Below are 1,262 nucleotides of genomic sequence, written 5' to 3' on the forward strand. Positions count from 1 at the left end.
GATTTCCATGATTTCTTCGGTGATGCCTTTGATCTTGATTTCCATCTGAAGCGCTGTAACACCTTTGGCGGTACCCGCTACTTTGAAGTCCATGTCGCCGAGGTGGTCTTCGTCACCCAGGATGTCGGTCAGGATGGCGAACTTCTCGCCTTCTTTAACCAGACCCATGGCGATACCGGCAACCGGTGCCTTCATCGGAACACCAGCGTCCATCAGCGCCAGGGAAGCGCCGCAGACCGAAGCCATGGAGCTCGAACCATTGGACTCAGTGATTTCCGACACAACACGAATGGTGTACGGGAACACGTCGGCGGCAGGCAGCATGGCTGCAATCGAACGACGGGCCAGACGGCCGTGACCGATTTCGCGACGACCAGCGCCACCCATGCGACCACACTCACCTACCGAGAACGGAGGGAAGTTGTAGTGCAGCATGAACGGGTCTTTTTTCTCGCCTTCCAGGGTGTCCAGCAGTTGTGCGTCACGGGCGGTGCCCAGTGTTGCAACAACCAGAGCCTGGGTTTCACCACGGGTGAACAGGGCCGAACCGTGGGTCTTAGGCAGAACACCGACTTCGATGTTCAGCGGACGTACGGTCTTGGTGTCGCGGCCGTCGATACGTGGCTTGCCGTTTACGATGTTTTCGCGAACGGTGCGGTATTCGATTTCGCCGAAAGCAGCTTTGACTTCGCTGGACGAAGGCTGGCCTTCTTCACCGGACAGTTTGGCTACAACCTGGTCTTTCAGCTCACCCAGGCGAGCGTAACGGTCGGCCTTGATGGTGATGGTGTAAGCCTGGGAGATCGCGTCGCCGAACTCGGCACGGATAGCGCCCAGCAGAGCGGTGGCTTCTGGCTGTGGAGTCCAGGTCCAGGTTGGCTTGGCCGCTTCGGCAGCCAGTTCTTTAACGGCGTTGATCACAACCTGGAACTCGTCGTGAGCAAACAGTACCGCGCCCAGCATCTGGTCTTCGGTCAGCTCTTTGGCTTCCGATTCAACCATCAGCACGGCTTCCGACGTACCGGCAACGACCATGTCCAGGCTCGAAGCTTTCTGTTGTTCGTAAGTCGGGTTCAGCAGGTAGCCGGTGCTTTCGTGGAACGCAACGCGTGCGCAGCCGATCGGGCCATCGAAAGGAATGCCGGAGATCGCCAGGGCAGCCGAGGTACCGATCATCGCAGCGATGTCGGGTTCGGTTTTCTTGCTGGTGGAAACGACGGTGCAGACAACCTGCACTTCGTTCATGAAGCCTTCTGGGAACA

1 protein-coding gene is annotated in these 1,262 nt (G+C 58.2%); it reads right to left on the reverse strand.

All coding sequences use genetic code 11. The features are described from left to right. On the reverse strand, window positions 1-1,262 hold a 1,262-nt coding region (pnp, locus tag ACIOZM_RS31865; RefSeq protein WP_401221660.1), incomplete at both ends, for a polyribonucleotide nucleotidyltransferase.

Source organism: Pseudomonas sp. NPDC087346 (assembly GCF_044744235.1).
Lineage (GTDB): Bacteria > Pseudomonadota > Gammaproteobacteria > Pseudomonadales > Pseudomonadaceae > Aquipseudomonas.